At 47.4% G+C, this 18,099-nt stretch carries 14 protein-coding genes; 7 read left to right on the top strand and 7 right to left on the bottom strand.

Features of this window, described 5'->3' with window-relative positions; genetic code table 11:
* Positions 1-312 precede the first annotated feature (312 nt).
* The 3 genes from ACXAD4_RS22850 to ACXAD4_RS22840 all read left to right on the top strand — a co-directional run bounded on the left by ACXAD4_RS22850 (position 313) and on the right by ACXAD4_RS22840 (position 3,113).
* Positions 313-1,272: an AEC family transporter gene (locus ACXAD4_RS22850; protein WP_475244330.1), complete on the top strand. Its 960-nt coding sequence runs from the start codon at positions 313-315 to the stop codon at positions 1,270-1,272.
* An 801-nt stretch (positions 1,273-2,073) separates the two neighbouring features.
* On the top strand, positions 2,074-2,784 hold the full coding sequence (locus ACXAD4_RS22845) for a helix-turn-helix transcriptional regulator (RefSeq protein WP_475244329.1): 711 nt from the start codon (positions 2,074-2,076) through the stop codon (positions 2,782-2,784).
* Positions 2,785-2,939: 155 nt separating this feature from the next.
* Positions 2,940-3,113, top strand: a complete 174-nt coding sequence (locus ACXAD4_RS22840) for an addiction module component (protein WP_475244327.1) — start codon at positions 2,940-2,942, stop codon at positions 3,111-3,113.
* Between the two features lie 59 nt (positions 3,114-3,172).
* On the opposite strand, the gene pdxH is transcribed toward ACXAD4_RS22840, so the two are convergent.
* Positions 3,173-3,817 (bottom strand): pyridoxamine 5'-phosphate oxidase, encoded by a 645-nt coding sequence (pdxH, locus tag ACXAD4_RS22835; protein ID WP_475244325.1) that lies wholly within the window; start codon positions 3,815-3,817, stop codon positions 3,173-3,175.
* A gap of 219 nt (positions 3,818-4,036) precedes the next feature.
* Between pdxH and ACXAD4_RS22830 the strand changes: the two genes are divergently transcribed.
* The 3 genes from ACXAD4_RS22830 (at position 4,037) to ACXAD4_RS22820 (ending at position 9,389) form a co-directional block, all read left to right on the top strand.
* Positions 4,037-5,869, top strand: coding sequence for a sensor histidine kinase (locus ACXAD4_RS22830; protein WP_475244324.1), 1,833 nt, complete (start codon positions 4,037-4,039; stop codon positions 5,867-5,869).
* Positions 5,866-7,137, top strand: coding sequence for a sigma-54-dependent transcriptional regulator (locus tag ACXAD4_RS22825; RefSeq protein WP_475244322.1), 1,272 nt, complete (start codon positions 5,866-5,868; stop codon positions 7,135-7,137). The genes ACXAD4_RS22830 and ACXAD4_RS22825 overlap by 4 nt, the downstream gene beginning before the upstream one ends.
* 221 nt (positions 7,138-7,358) lie before the next feature.
* On the top strand, positions 7,359-9,389 hold the full coding sequence (locus tag ACXAD4_RS22820) for an EAL domain-containing protein (RefSeq protein ID WP_475244321.1): 2,031 nt from the start codon (positions 7,359-7,361) through the stop codon (positions 9,387-9,389).
* Between the two features lie 91 nt (positions 9,390-9,480).
* On the opposite strand, the gene ACXAD4_RS22815 is transcribed toward ACXAD4_RS22820, so the two are convergent.
* From ACXAD4_RS22815 to ACXAD4_RS22790, 6 genes are all read right to left on the bottom strand, one after another.
* Positions 9,481-11,133: a DUF342 domain-containing protein gene (locus tag ACXAD4_RS22815; RefSeq protein ID WP_475244320.1), complete on the bottom strand. Its 1,653-nt coding sequence runs from the start codon at positions 11,131-11,133 to the stop codon at positions 9,481-9,483.
* Positions 11,134-11,311: 178 nt separating this feature from the next.
* Positions 11,312-11,716: a hypothetical protein gene (locus ACXAD4_RS22810; protein WP_475244318.1), complete on the bottom strand. Its 405-nt coding sequence runs from the start codon at positions 11,714-11,716 to the stop codon at positions 11,312-11,314.
* Between the two features lie 245 nt (positions 11,717-11,961).
* Entirely contained in the window at positions 11,962-12,705 is a 744-nt protein-coding gene (locus ACXAD4_RS22805) for a PHP domain-containing protein (RefSeq protein WP_475244317.1), read from the bottom strand.
* Between the two features lie 13 nt (positions 12,706-12,718).
* A complete protein-coding gene (locus ACXAD4_RS22800) occupies positions 12,719-14,845 on the bottom strand; it encodes a tRNA(Met) cytidine acetyltransferase TmcA (RefSeq protein ID WP_475244315.1) in 2,127 nt (708 codons plus the stop codon).
* 147 nt (positions 14,846-14,992) lie between these two features.
* Positions 14,993-15,967, bottom strand: coding sequence for a ParB/RepB/Spo0J family partition protein (locus ACXAD4_RS22795; protein WP_475244314.1), 975 nt, complete (start codon positions 15,965-15,967; stop codon positions 14,993-14,995).
* Positions 15,968-15,974: 7 nt separating this feature from the next.
* Complete coding sequence (locus ACXAD4_RS22790) at positions 15,975-17,189, bottom strand: AAA family ATPase (protein WP_475244313.1); 1,215 nt, start codon at positions 17,187-17,189, stop codon at positions 15,975-15,977.
* A 330-nt stretch (positions 17,190-17,519) separates the two neighbouring features.
* On the opposite strand from ACXAD4_RS22790, the gene ACXAD4_RS22785 reads away from it, so the two are divergent.
* Positions 17,520-17,645, top strand: coding sequence for a hypothetical protein (locus ACXAD4_RS22785; protein ID WP_475244312.1), 126 nt, complete (start codon positions 17,520-17,522; stop codon positions 17,643-17,645).
* Positions 17,646-18,099 lie beyond the last annotated feature (454 nt).

Raw genomic sequence — 18,099 nt, 5'->3', positions numbered from 1 at the left:
AAAACGCCATTAGACAAGCCAGCGACACCAAGCCAAGAACACGTAAAATAATAGTTTACTTTTCAATCAGTTAATTGGAAATACACGATTTAGGTTTGCTTAAGATGTTTATTTGTTGAAACTTTGGCCATGTGACAACGACGCACAGCTTGATCATCGTTCCATCTACTTTCAGTAAGTTGCCCCGTATATAGTGCGTATTCTTTGCTGGCCGACCAGAATGAAACAGATCGAAACAATGATCCTTGATCATGTTTCCTTTCCCGAACCTATTTGTGTTACAAATAGCATTCTTAATAGGGATAGGCGACCATGACAGAACTGCTTGCACAACTACATTATTCATTTTCCATCACCGGCCCCATCTTTCTGATGCTTGGCCTGGGGATTTACCTCAAACGCATCGGTATGCTGACGGAAGATTTTATCGAAACCGGCTCCAAACTGGTTTTCAATCTCACACTGCCCGCTATGTTGTTTTTGAGTGTTGCCCGCTCCAATCTCTCAGAAATTGGTAACCCTGATTTGTTGTTGTTTGCATTGGCAGCCAATATCCTGACTTATGCCTTGTTCGAGTTATTGGCCAACAAGGCAATAAAACAGAAGAAGGATCGCGGGGTTGTGGTTCAAGGTGCCTTCCGTGGAAATATAGGAATCATTGGCATGGCCTATGCCAGCAATGCGTTTGGTGACACGGGCCTCGCCCTCGGCTCACTCTACGTAGCCGTTATCACTGTTGCCTACAATATTCTTGCGGTTATCACCCTGTCGCGTTCAAACCCGAACTTGCCGAGCCTCAACGCCCGTTTCCTGCTACGTTCGATCATCAAAAACCCGCTGATCATCAGCATCCTCTGCGCGCTGCCATTTTCCGTGTTCACTATTCCCCTGCCAGACATTATCACCAAATCTGGCGGTTATTTTGCAGGAATGACACTGCCGCTGGCGCTGCTTTGTACCGGAGCCAGCCTTGAATTCAACCAACTGCGCCAAGAGCCGACCAATACCCAGTTTGCCAGTATCGGTAAGCTCATCGTCGCCCCACTGCTTATTACACTGGCGGGGATTGGATTTGGTTTCAGGGATCTCGAGTTGGGTCTTATATTCCTGATGAGCGCAGCACCGACTGCCGCCGCTAGCTATGTCATGGCAAGAAATATGGGGGGTAACGCTTACCTGGCAGCCAATATAATCGCAGTCACTACACTTGGCTCCATATTTTCCAGCAGCTTAGGGATCACTTTGCTAAGGACATTTAATTTCGTGAATTAATCACTCAATATGGTTTGGCATTAATTATCCTTATCAAACCAGAGGATATTAAAGTGCAACATAACGGCTAAAGTCTCAGAGATTTTAGTCGTTTTTTTATTTGGTAAATAAGTTTGCTGTGAAAATAACTGCACTTGGAAAATAAAATGTAGTGCCAAAAAAAAAATTACAGATATATAAAACCGGGCGATTGCAGATGCATGCATATCTGGACAACCTTCTTCGTGCTTGCCATCTCAATGGTTCACAATAGCGAAATAGGACTGAAATCGCCGGAAAAAAACTATGCAAAGTTACTGAATAAGCTCTCGTTTTTCGCTTTTTCATTATTTCAAACTCCGTATAGGCAACAGATATGAATCCGACTAAGCATTTGTATGCTTTGGTTTTCATAGGGCATCCCCTGCACGCATAACCACATTGTCAAATTGATGTCAATAGGTGATTTCCCCCCTTACTACCCCTAGGCACTATTGCTATAGTACTTTCCGTAGACAGGGGACGGTGTTCACCGCTTTCTGTTTACAGTATCCAGCTTTGGATACATGCCAAGCGGGTTTACTTTGGTATACACCCTCATACCAAGGAATATGAATCTGATTGGATACCTCTTCTACACGTCGTACAGGATTGTGCTCTTCGGAGTCAAACTCTTGTCTTTGCCGACCTATTAGGTCGGCTTTTTTTTATCATTTTTTACAATTGTGCCCAAAAACCCGTCACTCAGATATTGTAACCTCTGCCCATTCAATTAAACTTCATTATTGCAACTGCTCTATTCTATTAACTCAGGCACACGTAGTGAAAAATAAAGTAGAACCCTCTTTACTACATATTTTTAATCAACTCCCAGGGTGTTGGGGATGTAAAGATAAGGATTCAGTCTTCGTTTATGCTAATTCCGAGTATGGGGACATCATTGGTGTGGATCACCATTTAGATTGTATCGGCCGTACCGATTTTGATATGCCAAGCCCAACGGTTGAATGTGCAGAAGCATTCCGTGAACAAGATAATCTTGTCGTAACATCCGGAAAAAGAATGCGGGTATTAGATATCCACCCCTATTCTGACGGAAGTTGGCGTGCACACTTATTCACTAAAACGCCGTGGAAGAATGAAGAAAACGAAATAGTCGGCACCATCTTTTCTGGTGTCGAACTCAAAGATACGGCAGTACTCGAAGTCGGCCACTGGATTTGTCGCGCAGCGGGTATCGATCCGAAAGAGCAAGCCTCCTTCAATCTTGATCTCAACCACAGCGCCATTAATCTCAACACCCGTGAATCCGAGGTCCTGTTTCTTCTGCTCTACGGCAAGAAGCCTCAGTATATTGCCAAGGTACTTGGTGTATCGGTTAAAACCGTCGAGAATTATGTCATTCGCCTACGCGAAAAATTCAATGCACGCTCGAAAAATGAATTGATCGATATCGCACTCGATTTCGGCTTTGGCTCGCATATCCCTGAAAGCATGCTAAAACGCCAACTATCTGTGATTTTGAAAGAGTAGCAGCACGCGGCTAACCACAAAACACGCAGACTAAGTTTGCCTTTTTGCAATCCAAAGCCTGTTTCCAGATCAATTTTTGTACTGGGCCGATTTTCTATAATTCGCCCAGTTCTTAAATTAAACGGCCGAAGAGCCAACTATCAGCTGGAAATACCATGAAGCAATTTACAATTACCTACGTTGTCCATCCTCATTTCAATATCCCTTGCAAATACCAAATCCAAGCGGTGAATGAAATCGAATCCATCGCCTGTGCTGAAAAGGCGTTGAAAGTCCGCCACCCTGAAGGTGTCAGCATTGTCACTAGCCAACAACAATTGGCCGCATAAACAAAAAAAGAGCAGCGATGGCTGCTCTTTTCATGTTCAATTAATAATAGTGCGCTGCGTTATGGCGCCAGTCGCTCAACATCCCACGTCTGGCTGTTTTCTTCACTTCGGGTATACAAGAATCTGTCGTGCAAACGGTTTGCCCCACCCTGCCAAAATTCAATTGAATTAATTTTTACCCGGTAACCGCCCCAAAATGTCGGGACCGGCACATCACCTTTGGCAAATTTTTCTTTTAGCTCAAAGAACTTGCTTTCCAATGCTTGCCGTGCCGAAATGCGAGAGCTTTGTTTGCTGGCCCAAGCCGCGATCTGGCTTTCTTTCGGACGCGATGAGAAATACTTCAGCACTTCCATTTTGGAAAGCTTTTCAGCCGTTCCGGTAATGTGAACTTGGCGCTCGAGTGGATGCCAAGGGAAATGCAAGCTGATCTTGCTGTTGTCAGCCAGTTGGGATGCCTTGCGGCTGCCAAGGTTGGTATAGAAGACAAACCCGTCTTTATCAAAGTGCTTCAATAACACAATACGCTGATAAGGCTGGCCGTGTTCGTCGACAGTCGCCACTGTCATCGCTGTGGGATCGGTCAGCTTTGCCTCTATCGCCTGTTCCAGCCAGGTATTGAAAAGTTGTTCCGGCTGCTCCGGCAAATCATTACGGCGCAACCCACCCTGCGTATAGTCGCGACGAATATCAGACAATTCCATTGTTATCTCCGCTGATTGTGTAGATGTCTCTTATAACGCTGAAATTGTGCGCTTAGTCTTGCTGAAACACAAGTAAATTGCCCAAGTCTCTGATCTGACATAGCAGGATGCAACCAAGCTCGACGTTTCCCCTTACTCAATTTGTTACCTTATCCCCAAATAACTTCAAGGTGCTCGGTTCAGCAAGAGTGTCTTGGGTATAGTAATAAAGGCCTTCATATGTCGAGCAAAAAACAATTCTTTTATTTCGCCCTGCTGATCGGCAGTATTGGCGCCATGCTGATTGGTTGGATCACTTTCTTGCAAATTCAGCAGCATCTTAGCGAAAAAATCACCGCTGATGTGGGCCAACTCGGCAGCAAAATAGACAACCAGCTCGAGCGTTACAGTCAATTGCCCGCAGTGCTTGCCAGTGATCCGCGCCTTCTTGCCCCTCTCCTCGATACCACTGGTAAACGTGCAGGCTCCTCCAAAAATGACGCCAACCTGTCCGTCAACCAATTACTCGCCGAGTGGAACCAAACCCTCGGCGCTGACACCCTGTACCTGATAGATATGACCGGAACGACGCTGGCCTCGAGTAACTGGCAGCAAGCCGACTCATTTGTAGGACAAAACTTTAGTTACCGTCCCTATTTCCAGCAGGCAGCCAATGGTAACAACGGTCAATATTTTGCACTCGGTGCCCGCTCTGATAAACGCGGCTACTATTTCTCAGCCCCGGTATTAAAAGATCAGCATCCCATCGGCGTTCTGACCATCAAGGTTGATCTTTCGCTGCTGGCAGATATCTGGCAATACGAAGACATCGAATATGCCATTACCGACAAACTGGGGATCATATTCTACAGCTCAGAGCCCGAATGGCTCTATCATTCACTGCTACCTCTCGGCGAGGACATCAGGCATCAAGTTAAACAATCGCGACAATATGGCAAGGTGGATATTAACGCCCTAACCGAAGCGGACAGCTTGGCGGCATTCAACCAAGAGTCCGTGCAGCCATTGCGCACGCAACCTGGCACACCAGCTAAAACCTTTATCACCGCCCAACACGATATGGACAAGGCCGGTTGGTATATCTACGGCTTTACCCCGCAAACCAAGGCTTTTGAATATATGGGGCAGGTGCTGCTGCTGTTTATTCTGATCTACACCTTGCTTTGCATCGCGATTCATTCCTGGTGGCAGACCTACCGTGCCCGCATCGCGCTGGCCAATCTCAACAGCCGATTGGAAAAACGAGTCAGCCAACGTACCCGCCGACTGCAGGAAACCAACCAGCAACTCAAGATCACCCTGAGCCAATATGAGCACAGCCAAGCCGAGTTAAAACAAACCCAGGACGAACTGCTTCAGGCAGCCAAGCTAGCCATGTTGGGAGAACTCTCGGCGAGTATCAACCACGAAATCAACCAACCATTAGCTGCGATCCGTACTTATGCCGAAAACGGCCGCAAGCTCTTGGAAAAACAGCGTTACGACACCGTTGGTCGTAACCTCGATGAAATCATCCAACTAAATACGTTAATTGCAGAGATTATTGCCCGGTTCAAAGTGTTTGCCCGCAAACGTAATTTACAGCAAACCACCTTGCGCACCCATGCTGCCGACTCCATCCGCTCGGCATTATCTTTGATGCGCAGTGCGCTGATCAAACAAGGCGTAATACTGCGGCTCGAGGATTTCCCCGAAGACATGGTTATCAATATCGATGCCGTACAGTTTGAGCAGGTGCTGGTCAACCTGATCCAGAACAGCCTGCAGGCGCTCAACGATCAGCCCGAACCGCAAATCGGCATCACACTCGAAGCCCATGCAGGCCGTGCGATCTGCCGAGTATGGGATAACGGCCCCGGCTTGAGCCCAGAGCAAAAACAACAGGTTTTCAACCCGTTTTATACCACCAAAGAAGATGGCTTAGGCCTTGGCATGACCATTTCCAAACGAATTATTGATGCCTACCAAGGCACACTTACTATCGGCGACCACCTTGGTGGCGGTGCCGAGTTTACAGTGACTTTGCCATTAGATAGCGAGATCAACCCATGAATATCCCAGTCATTTTTATTGATGACGAGAAGTCCATCCGCGACGCCCTCGGCCAGACCCTTGAGCTCGAGGACTATGACGTCAGTCTTTTTGCTAGTGCCAAGCCCGCCCTTGAGCAACTCACGAATCAATTTTCCGGGGTGATCATCTCTGATATCAATATGCCGGGAATCGATGGCCTGACCTTTCTCAAGCAGGCGCTGGCCTTGGATCCCGAGCTGTCGATCATTATGCTGACCGGTCACGGGGATATCTCAATGGCTGTGGAAGCGATGCGGCTGGGCGCGTATGACTTTTTGGAGAAACCGTTCTCAACCGAGCACCTGCTTGATGTTGTAAAGCGCGCTGGTGAAAAACGTGAGCTGGTCATGGAGAATAGGGATCTACGACGAGAGCTTGAAGTCCAAAGTGGACCGGGGCCCCGGATCTTGGGTAATGCCCCATCCATAAAACAGCTAAGAAGGATCTTGGCCCATCAGTCAAAAACGTATTCACCGTTATTCATCCACGGCCCGAGCGGTTGCGGCAAAGCCTTGGTCGCCCGTTTTGTCCATGATCATGGTTTGCAGCCTCAACAGCCTTTTGTAACCCTTGACTGCGGCTCTTCAGGAGCAGAATCGCAACTAAGCGAACTCACAACCAAGTCAGCAGTGCCTTTCGCAACGCTTTATCTCAAGCACATTGACAGAACACCACCTCAACTACAATCTACGTTGCTGCGTTGTATCGAGTCTATATGCAAAGCCGACAAAGCCGTCCGGGTTATTGTTAGTGCTGATAGCGACAGCCACCAACAATGCCAAACCGGTTTCCTCCATAACCTCTATTTCAAGCAGGGCTTCATTACCATTGATCTGCCGCCTCTCAGCCAGCGACGGGAAGATATTTCGTTACTGTTCCACAATTTCCTGCGAACGGACTGTAGCCGCTTTGGCCTTGAGCCTCCTCATATCGATAACCAGCTTGAACTGTGGTTGACACAACAAAGCTGGACCGGCAATGTGCGCGAACTAAGACTGTTTGCCGAGCGATTTGCCCTGATGGGCGCCAAGGCGATTGAGCCCCAGCACCATGATCCTAGCCAGCAAGCGCAAACGGCCACGTTGGCCGATCGGGTTGCCGATTTCGAATGTAAAGTGTTGCATGATGCCCTTAACCGGCATCATGGTCGGCTCAAAGAAGTCCAGCAGGAGTTGGGGCTGGCACGCAAAACACTGTATGACAAGATGAAGAAATACCACATCGACAAGAACGAATTTAAAGCCTAGCAAGCCAAGTTATGTCGCCATGGGTCAAACACGAATGTAACCTGTGGCGGCATTGCATGTTTCTTCGAACCATCTTCCGAAAACAATATCTCTTCTACACCAAAACAACGAGTTACCAATAAAGTTTGGTAATTTAATCTTATGCAAAGCACGAATTGACACCCTCAGTCGCCTGAACGCTTCCATACACTTATTTCTCTTCAAGCTTGCTGAGATAAACTATGAATTTATTCCGCTATACCTATGCTTGGATTGCCAGCTGCCTAACAGTAATTTTGCTATGTTTCCTAGTTCTCTATGCCTTTGGGATCCGCTCCACCCTAGTCAGCGAGACTAATCTACAGCTACGCTCGCATGCCGCCTATCTTGAACACCAGCTTGAGCATACGCGCATTGAGGCCAGCGCAGAGCAAACCAACCAACCAGATTACCCATCTATACTAGAGCAGCTGAGCCTAGTCTCTCCGCGAGTGGAGACACGAATTCATGTATTGGCTAGCAACGAACAGTACAGCAGCGCTTCTCCATTTACAGGGCCAACTAAGGATACGCTATCTGATCAATCGTTAGATACACAGAGAGGAACTGAATCTTCAGCCCCAGAACTAGCAGCACCACCAATCAGCATGGCTGTGTTCTGGCCTGAGCTTTCGGTACAACGAACACTGCTGAGTAGCAGCAGTCAGACCATCAGCTATACTGCCTCAATGCCCATCGAAGTCATCAGCCATAGCTTCGTACAACAAATTATACCCGGCGCTTTGATTGGTATTGGCTTATATCTGTTTTCGATGCTGACCCTATATTTTGTTATCAGACGAAAACTCTTACCACTTAGCCAACTTGCGCAGCAATCGGCCTCGCTGAATAAACAGCTCCCCGCCATAGCACTCAATAGTCTCGAAGCCCAGGCATGGGTAAACATGCTGGGTCATTTCAAAAAACAGCTGGATGATATTTTCAGGCAACAGGCTCTTGAGGCCAATAAACTCAAAGCGCAGGCTTATCAGGACAAAGTGTCTGGCTTGGGCAACCGTCACTATTTCATCAACCAACTCAACGCATGGCTCGATAATCCCCAGCAGGGCGGCCTGATCTTACTGAAGTCGACCTTGCTCGATGAAGTCTACCAGCAGAATGACTTTGAAAAAGGCGACAACTTTACCCGTCAGCTTGCAGAGGATTTCAACAGCAATATTGTCCATGCACAAGTTTATCTTGCCCGATTATCTTATGATGAGTTCGCCGTTTTACTTCCGAATATTTCCACAGAAAAACTCCAGCACATCGCCGAAGACATGCAGAAGGTTCACCAGCAACAGGAGAAGGCCTATCGCGGTGATACCTCCGACAGTGTCTTCCTCGGTTTGTTGATCATCGAGCAGGCCAGCAATGCCAGCCACGTCCTAGGCCAGCTAGATAATATTTTGGCGCAGGCCACCCGAAATCCTGCCGAGCCAATCCAACTGGCCGAGAACCAGCACCAAGTCCCCAGCTTCGGTAAACAGCAATGGAAGGCTTTATTACTCGAAGCGATCGATAACAATGCCATGAATTACAAGTACCAACCCGTCATCAATGAGCGCCAGCAGCAATACCATTTCGAGGTGTTTTCTTCGCTGAAGTCTCAGCAGTCACACTACCAAGCCAACCAATTCTTAGGCGCTATCGAAGATGTCGGAGCCGGGATGCTGCTTGATAAGCATGTCATTGCCCACCATATCAATATTCTCAATGCTGACCCGAGCCGGGGCCCGTTTGCCATCAACCTCAGCACCAACAGTATTACCGACCCGGCTTTCAACCGATGGCTCGACCAAGCACTCGCTAGAAACCAGCATCTTGCTGATCGCCTACATTTCGAAATCCCTGAATCCTGTTTTATCCGCACGCCAGATGCCTGCAGCTTGCTGTGTTCCGCCATTCGTTTCTACAAGTTCAAGTATGGCGTCGACGGCTACGGACGCTATTTTAAATCGCTGGCTTACCTTGAAGAATTCCGGCCTGACTATGCAAAGGTTGATTATTCCTATACCCATCAGCTGAATGATGAACTGAAGAAGCAGCTGCTATCATCCATCTGCCGTACAGCGCACAGCCTCAATATCATGACGATTGCCACTCGGGTAGAAACTGAAACTCAGCTAAACCGATTGTCTGATCTTTTCGTGAGCGGTTTCCAGGGCTTCTACACTGAGCAGAAACAGAAAGATAGACGAGCGTTCAAGCCTGCAAATCTACGTGTTCAGTAGCTGTAGTACCCATCAACCAGTATTAGTCAGTGAATTTTGATTGTGATTTACAGTGTAAATTTAATTTACACTGTAAATCCAAAACGGTCATTTAAAGGGGAGTGCACTGGAAGATCTGTTCAGAGATATGGAGCTTGGAGGGGCCGTGGTCTTGGTCGATAAGCAGTGTTTCTTTTTCTAACCGGCTTTGCACGCCGGAATAGAGCCGATTGACCGCAGTGATCATGACGCGTGAACGTAATTCTTCATATTCATCGCGCAACTGCTGATAGTCAGCCTCAAGATAAATGATTTGCGTTTTATGTTGGTCGGCAGCGTGCTGAATACGCTCACTTAACTCTGCAGGTCGCTTGTGTTCAGGCAATTTTAGCAATTTGAGCTGTGCCTGCCGTATCTTCTCAACATTCTGGAGCTCTAGCTGATAATCTCTGTGCTTGTCCTGTACTTGCTGCTGCAGAGTTTCAAACTTGGTAAACGCATTGACCACAGTCGGGATGCCAGCAAGCGCACCGAGGTTAACAGTACGGATGCTATACCCCGCTTCGGTGATCCCACCGCTTAATGTCCCCTGGCGCTTGAACTGATCCATCACGATAACTTCACCCTCTGCCCGTATCACGCTATGCAGCACATGAAGGGTGAACTGTGCATTCTGGCCACAGGTAATTTCAGCAAACTGGGCAAACTTACTGGTCACATTGCCTTTTGCTTCTATCGTACAAGCTAACTTGGCGTCATGTTGCTTACGGCCAATTATCCCTTTAATAATGGAGATATCGCCACCCGCTTTGAGTTCTGCCAATTCAACAAAACCAGCAACCGTAATATTGCCTGTTGCCGAGACTCGCATCCCAGGGGTGACATCGCCGGTGATCAGTATGCTACCATCGAAATTAATGTGCCCGGTCGCAACATTCACCCCTTTGAGGGTCAACGCTTCATCAACCTGCATACCACGGGGTTTACGCACCGGAATTCCGGATTGTTCAGCCAGTAATAGATTCGGATCATGGTCACTGATCATTGTTCCATCACCTGGCTGGAAATCGACATCTTTTCCGGGCTTTGCTGGTAAAGCTTTGCCTTGAACCGTAAAACCTGGCACACCTTCAGTAGCCGGTATGCGTTTCATCAATGGCTGACCCGCTTTGACGGTAATAAGTTCGCCTAAATCACGCATGTCCACCTTACCATCATCAGTCGCTTGCGGCTTTAGGATACGGTGGCTGGCATCTTCGACTAGCGCTTCAAAGCGAGAATCTCGCCCATGTTCGGGTAAGCGACCAAAGGCAATAGGCAGCGTCAGCTTTTCCCCGGGGGAAAGTTGCTGTGTTTGTTCAAGTAGCTGTTGAAGCTGGGTTTTGCGGATCCCTTTAACAATGCGGTTTTGCTTGAGGGCTTCGAGTATATCTGCTCCAGTCAGGGGCGTACCGCCAAAAGCTGCCGTGACGGTAATTGATGCACGCATAAAGTCAGGCTCAGCTTTGACAACCAAGCTTGCATTGCGCCGCTCTGCGATAACGATAGACTGCATGTCTGAACCAGCAGTCACCAGCTCGGCATCTTGGACAGTAATTGCCAATGCCGAATCAATGGCTTTTTCAAATAGGTAGAATGAATCAGCCCCAAGAGTGTGGAGCTGCTCAAGTAACAACGCCCTTGTCGGAACCGATTTTTGGCCGGGGAGCGCCGCGAATAACACTGATTGTCCATCATCAGAGATACGCAGAAAAAGATCTGCCATATCAACTCCTTTTTCCTGCTATTAGCGAACACTAAAACGTAATGGTAGCTCCTCAATAGTACAGTAACGAAACAGTTACCAAGTATCTGTTAAGTCACACTTTTATCTGAAAACTATCTATATTCTTATCATAAACAATAGATTGCATATCGGTTTTTGCAAGAATTTAAATAACTCATCAGACTAGAGCAATTGCTCGAATCTGTTGTTCACTGAGCCAGCTGTCAGTAACGAAGATATAACTGTTATGCGAAGGATGCTTCTTGTTAACTGAGATAGCGTCTTTCCTCAGGAACCCTTCCAGCATGCCCACCGGTTGCAGGTATAACTGATAGCAGGCAATAAGTGGCAACGCTGTAGCTGATTCGATATAAATGCATTGACGACTCAGCCGATTAGCCGTGACCTTCACACCATAATCTTGGCTATCAATGGTCTCACCGCTGCTGAGCAGATGGCCGTAGATCCGGCCAGCAATACCGCCACGCCCTACTGAAAAGCACTTATCAACGTCAGCATCATGGCAAATGGAAGGATGAAACATTTCTTTTAGCGCTGGGGATAAATCTTTAACCAAACTCATGCTCTCTCCTTATTATTATTTTATGTCTGCCATAACGAGCAAAACAGGTAGGATGGCAGGCTCCCACGCAGGCCACAAATATTGCGGGGATTATATAACCTTAGTCAACAAGTCAAATGAATACAAATCTTGATCACAATGGTCTCTTAACTAGGATTTACAGTGTAAATTTTGACAATAAAAAAGGCGGCTAACGCCACCTTCACTGAGAGAATTCAACACTGAAATTTACAGTGTAAATTGGTTTAACTTAATGACTGAAATTCAGCAATTGGCGAACGGCCACGTTGATAGAGAAATGCCAAAAAGCGAGAAGCACTTGTCGTGACAATACTCGATTCATCCACTTTCACTTTGTCAAATAAAGCCAATGCAGAATCAAACTTACCGACATCATAAGCAAAGTGTGCGTCAGAACCCGTTGTGAACTTCACGCCCACTTCTTTGCCAACTTCTGCAATACGTTCGCAACGAGGTTGACTGCCGACGCGAGAACCCGACAATGAGGAATTATTGATCTCAATAAGAACATTGGCTTCGGCTGCAGCAACTAACACACGCTCGAAATCGAAATCAAAATTTGGATTGCCCAAATGGCCCAACGCATCAACCCGGCCAGAGCGAATCACATTGAGCAATGCTTGGGTATGGGCTTCACGTGTTGAGGGAGCAAAAACAGGTTCATGAAAGCTGGCAAGGATCCAGTCAAGGTTATCTTCAACTTTTGGCAAAATATCAATCTCACCGTCAGTGTTCATGATATTTGCTTCGACACCGCGCAAGATCCCCACGCCATGAAGAAAACGCGGAAGTACTTTCTGATTAGCAAAGTGCCAGAAATGAGGAGCGCCAGGCATTGATGAAGCATGATCAGTCACACACAACAGTTGAAGACCTTTCTGTGCTGCTGCAGCTGCATTCTCTAATACCGTGCTGTAAGCATGGCCACTTGAAACCGTGTGGCTATGGGTATCAACAACAAATTTCATTACTTGCTCCTTGCTAAGAATTTTTCTGGATATCAGCACTTACAATATCACGTAACGCTTGCTCTGCTTGCTTACGGCCGGTGAAATTGAATTGACTAACTATATCACCCCAAGGTTTACGCTGGATGACTTTAGCAACAACCAATGCCAATGATGAAAAGTTTGATGGGGTATCTGGGTGCGTCAGTCGCTGCCAGATATACTGCTGCAATGCGGGTAACACCAATTCATACCCCAACCCGCCAGCACCAAATAAACGCAATTGTTGCTCAGCCCGCTCACTCGGCAATAATACCGGAGCAGGTTGGAGTGAAGCTACATCGCTCAACAGAGGCACGATCTCATCGGTTGGCATCTCTCTGTAAGCTTCGCAAGCATTTGCCATTAAGCCTGAAGAGAATAATAACCGGGCATTGGGAAACCAGCGCTGACTACAATCACTGATTGGCAACACACACATCAACGAAGGGTAGCCACTTGCCGCATCTTTTTGTAACCCCAACCTAACCGGCTGGTAGCCAGCGCGCTGCCAGAAGTGCAGGAGCTCGGGAAGATAACCAAAACTGGTCCCTAAAAAGTCATAACGCATTTGTGCCCAGCCCCGAACAAAGCCCAGCAATTGCTGGCCAATACCTTGTTGCTGGAACTCGGGATGAACGGCAATACGAAGAATACGCCCCGAGCGTTGAATGGCTCCTTCGACAATCCCTAAGTGGGCAGCAAGAGATTGAGCAAGTAAATGGCCTCGAGGTCGTCTTGTTCCGAGCTGAACTTGGTTGGCGAGTTCTTGGCTAAAACCGCCTTCGTCAACGACCAAGCAGCAACCCAATACATGCTCGCCATTGCGGCATAGCCAAATATGAAGCGAATCATCGTCAAGCAAGTTCACCAAATCTGCCGGCGAAGTTTGATAATGGGCATTGACCAAAAGGCCGAATAATGAAGAAAGCAAAGCCGGTGAATGAAGCAATGCCGACTTATCCAGATATTCATATTGTGAGGTTTGAGGATCAAGCTCGGCATTCGCAATCTCTGCATCGAGTAGTAGCGCATTGAAAATCCACTGCTCCAACGGATCGTTGTCAGCCCAACGGATAGCTTGCTTCATTTCAAAGCCTCGCCATTGTGGCATAACACTATCAAGTTGTTGGCGGAACTTAACCGCAAAGCCACGGCCTGTACCTTCATAACCATGGACAGTACTGGAGAAAACCAGTCGATTGAATGATTGCAACAAAGATTGCAGCACAGGCGATGGAATAGCCGCCGCTTCATCAACCATCACCACATCAGCAGATGGAAGCTCAGACAGCAAAGCATCCGGGGCAATAAACTCGATACAGCCTTTGCCAGCCTCAAGCCGCTTTTGATCAGAAAATGCCAGCCCGAACTGCAAAGCGACATGTCGGAATACCGTTTGGCTCGCGAGGTAGGAAGGGGCTGTAACAACAATCTTTATATTACGATCGACCAATAAACTGGCCGCGGCCAAACCGAGAGCGGCCGATTTCCCCCGGCCGCGATCCGCGGTTAATACCAACGGCCGCTTCCGGTGACCGGTGACTACTTTTCGAATAGCTTCAACCGCATTCACCTGACAAGTGGTCAATGCGCCAAAAGGTAAGGCATCTGTACTGGTGGCTGAATTTTCTGGATCAGTGATTCCAGCTTCGTTTGATTCGGGCTGAATAACATTACGGCTAGCTGGCAATACAGGCAAAGCTTGACCCGATTCCAACCACACAACGTCCGGCTTTTTTAGCAACAGATTAAGCCGATGGTTAAACTTGGAATCAGTATTCTCAAACCATTCATCCGGTAATAACAGCAACAGGATCCCACCGCCAACAACGGTGCCAGATAAAGCACCAAGGGCTTGGGCATCCAAACCTTGATGGCCATTGATCGTGAGCATCTGGCATTCACGTCCTAACCACAGCTTGGCCTTTTTGAAAGGAATACTTTCGCAACCATCAAATAATGGTTCACCGCAGAAAAGTTTATCCGCATAGTGCTGGCTGAAGGCTTCAACCACTTCTTCCGACCATACTTTACAGCCCTTTGCGACAACAAGATGGCGGATATTTTGCTGGGCCGCACGCTCGGCGAGCGTACGGCAAAAAAGAGAAAGTTGGGACATGCTATGACTCAATGGCAAACAACCCCTTGATAATACCAATATGCCGATAGCGGTGCGAAAAAAAACCACGCCCTAGAGCGTGGTTTTACAGGAATAATCGTCAATGGCCTTGGCTTTGGGCGTTTAACTTATTCAAAGCGCCGACAGTTATTTAAGGTAGTCAGCCAGATAAGAGAGAATTTCATCCGCCTGGCGTTCAGTCAGCTTCTTCAGTTTCAACTGCAGTTTGTCACCATCGCGCAAATAGCTGATTTTGCCTTTGATCAAATCCTGAGGCTTGGGTTTATCGACTTCAACTTTAGGCTGTAGCGTCTCACCGATCTGCTCAAGTTTGCTGGTCACTTCGCGGGTAATCCGCGTAATGCCAGATGCATCAATGCTCTTCCACATCGCCTCATCGCCGGATGAGATCTCGCTGACAAACAGCTTTTGTTGATCCTTGTTGAGACCAAAGAACAAACGGTGCAGCTTGACGATCGTCGGGCGACCGAGCTCACCGACACTTGGGTAAGCCATCAATAACTCCATTGGCAGCGATGCCGCTTTCAACGCACCACTGACCAAGGCCTCACTACACTGGCAGTACTTCGCCAACTCTTTTTGATCGGCAACTTTACCACCGTCAAGCAACGCCTGCATTTCCTTACCGCGCTCGAAAAGCGATAAAGGCTTGTGGGCATTGGCCACATCGGACAAGAACTTAGCATGTTCGCTGTTAATTCCCTTACCGACATAGATAAGGAAATCCTTCTCTGCCAGGATACACGACATGCGACGGCGGCTACCATCGAGGACTTCAATCCTGCCATCGTCCAACCAGCGTCCTACCGCAGGGTATTGCTGACCACGATCTTTGAGCGTGTTTAGGATATCGGCCAGTGCATGTTCGTTCAGGAAAGCCTGTTCACGGGCATTTTCAGCAAATACACGTGTTTTTTCAGCGACCTGATTAGCCTGGATTTTAACCAATTCAAACGCAACAGTTTCCTCGCCGGCGACAGCCAGCTCAATCACCGACGCCTTGTCGCGTGCAGCAGTCTGCGCTTCTGTCGGCGTTGTCGCGCGACGCTTGTCCGCTTTGCCAAACAAGCGTGCATTCAGATCTTTGGTTTTAATCGCCATCCGCTAATTACTCCCGGTTCAGGTTAGCCCAGTGAGAGTGCATTACGCGCTCTAACTCCAGACCAACACGTTGGATCGCTTCTTGCGCTGTCGAAAGGGTTTTCTTACCCCCTTCAAATTCGGCTGCCGTTAGGTCGAACACAGTGCTGTAGGTATCGGCACAAGTCTCGAAAGCACGGCTACGCGGTACCGTGGCCATCATGACTTGATCACGAAGCAGGTAATTCATCTCGGTCAGTACCGAGACCTGCTTCTTGTTATCGTCCTCGAACATGGTTGGCATCAGGCGGATGAACTCCAAACCATGCCAATCTTCGGGGAACATCTCATAAACTGTTGGCAAATGCTGGAAAAAGTTAACTGTCGATGCCCAGTCAAGACGCTTAGCAGCACATGGAATAATCAAAGCATTGGAGGCATACATGGCGTTCCAAACCAATGGATCGATGTGCGGCCCGGTATCAATCATGATGATATCGAACTCGTCAGCTATCGGGTCGATCACCTTTTCCTTCAAGAGGCGAACAATATTCAAGTCCTGGTTTTCAGCCAAATCCTGCCACGCGTCAGCATTGAACATCGCATCTTCAGGGAACGCTGCAATGGTTTTCAAGTTAGGGTACTGGGTAGGCATCACTACGTTCCCCATCAGGAAATCTTTGTCGATTTCCTGCCCCTCTGGCACATTTTCCAGCATCACATCGACTGCGGAGTAAATGGTTTCCTGATCACCCACACTGATCTGCGGGTTAAGGAATAGACGCAATGAACCCTGTGGATCTAGATCAATCAAACAGATACGGTAACGCTTATCGAGATCAAGCGCCAAACATGCAGCAAGGTGAACTGCTGTCATCGACTTGCCCGTACCACCTTTCTGGTTCTGGACGTTAACAATCCACGGCTTGCGACCGGCACCTTCACGCTCGTAAAAAGCAGGCTTCTTGGTCGCTTCCATCAACTGGTGAGCTTCTTCCAAGCTGATGGAGTAATGGTTGGCATTATTTTTCGTAAATTGATGGCCATTGGCTTCCATGCGTGAAATCGCATCATCGAGCTTACGGCGGGTTAGGCCCGAGCGGCTTTCCATCAATGCCTTCGACATTGGCGGAAACGCTTCTTCGCGGCGCTCTTCCAATACAATTTCAATACGGTCCGCCTGGACCTGTTTCGTCTGCTCGGCGATATTGAGCAAGTTGTCTATGGTTTGTTCCCTGTTCATTGTCTTTATTCACCTTGAAACATTTTGCTTTATTGTACAGCAAAAAAACACCAAAACAATAAAAAGCTGAACGACACCATGTGATATTTATCTCAGCATAAAGCATTAACAAGAGCAAAAAACCGACGTTTTTCATTGGATTTTTGATGCTCATCGAAGGTGATTAACTTGAAATAAGTGACAAAATAAAAGTGTTACAGCGTCACTATTTTACAATGTAAATCCAAATAGGGTTCGCTTTCACCGGAAGCGTGATAATTTCTGGCTATTTTACGGTGAGTGCGTATTTGACTATTTTCCATACTAAAATCAACTTGCTTAGCGCCAAACATGAAAACAAGCCAAAACGATGATGAAATCGATCAATTTCATTATGATCACAGGAAAGCGGTATTTTCGAAGCACAACGATCAACGTGAAATCACTCAAAACCCTGATCTCGCTGAAGACCAATAAACATTTACTTGATCATTGTTCCAAACAAAACTCACTGATCATGAAGCATGATCAAGGTAAAATAGAGGCTTAGCGTGGTACCAAAAAAGAGGCTTAACGATCGGAAAAATGATCAAGCAAATGAGTGTGTAAATCGGACAGTCTCACCCAATTCCCGAAAGCATGGAAAATATTGGGTAATTTACGGTGAGTGTAGGTCTGATAAGGGCTTAGCGCATAAATATCCACGTGAAATCCAGGCCAACAGCCTGTAAATCGACACTTTGTCATGAAGTTGAAATACATCGCCACTGGCTTGATCATTCATCCATACCGGACACATGCTAAATCCCAAGTAGAATACGGAAAGTGTCAAATCAACTTTGGCTAAAATTGCACCATGAAAAACCATTGAAAGGGAGAACAGCCCTGATATCGGCTCGAATGACACCACCGTGATCATTTTTCCGGGTAA

Source organism: Photobacterium sp. AWH4_225, from assembly GCF_056158405.1.
This window is presented reverse-complemented; position numbering and strand designations above follow the sequence as displayed.

Bases quoted from the DNA above. Each gene is read 5' to 3' on its own strand.
- ACXAD4_RS22825 (WP_475244322.1), top strand. From the start codon at position 5,866: ATGAATATCCCAGTCATTTTTATTGATGACGAGAAGTCCATCCGCGAC.
- ACXAD4_RS22830 (WP_475244324.1), top strand. From the start codon at position 4,037: ATGTCGAGCAAAAAACAATTCTTTTATTTCGCCCTGCTGATCGGCAGT.
- ACXAD4_RS22790 (WP_475244313.1), bottom strand. From the start codon at position 17,189: ATGAACAGGGAACAAACCATAGACAACTTGCTCAATATCGCCGAGCAG.
- ACXAD4_RS22800 (WP_475244315.1), bottom strand. From the start codon at position 14,845: ATGTCCCAACTTTCTCTTTTTTGCCGTACGCTCGCCGAGCGTGCGGCC.
- ACXAD4_RS22840 (WP_475244327.1), top strand. From the start codon at position 2,940: ATGAAGCAATTTACAATTACCTACGTTGTCCATCCTCATTTCAATATC.
- ACXAD4_RS22805 (WP_475244317.1), bottom strand. From the start codon at position 12,705: ATGAAATTTGTTGTTGATACCCATAGCCACACGGTTTCAAGTGGCCAT.
- pdxH (WP_475244325.1), bottom strand. From the start codon at position 3,817: ATGGAATTGTCTGATATTCGTCGCGACTATACGCAGGGTGGGTTGCGC.
- ACXAD4_RS22850 (WP_475244330.1), top strand. From the start codon at position 313: ATGACAGAACTGCTTGCACAACTACATTATTCATTTTCCATCACCGGC.
- ACXAD4_RS22815 (WP_475244320.1), bottom strand. From the start codon at position 11,133: ATGGCAGATCTTTTTCTGCGTATCTCTGATGATGGACAATCAGTGTTA.
- ACXAD4_RS22785 (WP_475244312.1), top strand. From the start codon at position 17,520: ATGAAAACAAGCCAAAACGATGATGAAATCGATCAATTTCATTATGAT.
- ACXAD4_RS22810 (WP_475244318.1), bottom strand. From the start codon at position 11,716: ATGAGTTTGGTTAAAGATTTATCCCCAGCGCTAAAAGAAATGTTTCAT.
- ACXAD4_RS22820 (WP_475244321.1), top strand. From the start codon at position 7,359: ATGAATTTATTCCGCTATACCTATGCTTGGATTGCCAGCTGCCTAACA.
- ACXAD4_RS22795 (WP_475244314.1), bottom strand. From the start codon at position 15,967: ATGGCGATTAAAACCAAAGATCTGAATGCACGCTTGTTTGGCAAAGCG.